Origin of the sequence: Pseudomonas sp. SB113, assembly GCF_040754745.1 — a bacterium.
Lineage (GTDB): Bacteria > Pseudomonadota > Gammaproteobacteria > Pseudomonadales > Pseudomonadaceae > Aquipseudomonas > Aquipseudomonas grimontii.
Genome location: NZ_JBFMHW010000079.1, coordinates 1 through 650, shown reverse-complemented (window position 1 = coordinate 650; position 650 = coordinate 1). Strand labels below are relative to the sequence as shown.

Sequence of the window (650 nt, the reverse complement as noted above, 5' to 3'; positions counted from 1 at the left end):
CGGAAACCATCAACGACAACGGCATGACGGCCAGCGTGGCCGAAGATGGTTACGCGATGTACGCGCTGATGAGAAAGCAGGAATTCGACCTGATTATTCTCGACGTGATGCTACCGGGCGAGGACGGCATCAGCCTTTGCCGCCGAATCCGCTCGGAAAAAACCATTCCGATCATTCTCCTGACGGCGCTCGGTGAAGAAGTCGACCGGATTGTCGGGCTTGAGGTCGGGGCCGACGACTACATCACCAAGCCGTTCAGTCCTCGCGAGGTGGTGGCGCGCATCCGCAGCATTCTCCGGCGCGCGTCATATGGTCTTGTGAGTAACAACAGGCAATGCCCGCTTCGCTTCGAGGGGTGGCAGATCGATCCGTTGCGCCGTCAGGTTCATGACCCGAGCAATGCCCGTGTAACGCTCACGACCACGGAGTTCGATCTCCTGCTCGCCTTTTGCCGCAATCCCGGGCGGATCATTACACGCGAAGAGCTTCTGGCGTTGACGCATTCGGGCCTTGCCGGACCGACCGAACGCAGCGTCGATGTCCATCTCAGCAGGTTGCGGCAAAAGATCGAGATCGATCCTAAGGAGCCGGTTCTTTTGAGGACGGTGAGGCTTGGCGGCTATCTCTTCACAGCCGCCGTAGAGGAAGCC

Annotated in this window: 1 protein-coding gene; it reads left to right on the top strand. The window is 59.2% G+C overall.

The genetic code is table 11. From position 1 onward, the window contains the following. Positions 1-650, top strand: a 650-nt coding sequence (locus tag AB1462_RS31500; RefSeq protein WP_367248978.1) for a response regulator transcription factor, incomplete at both ends; no start/stop codon positions are given.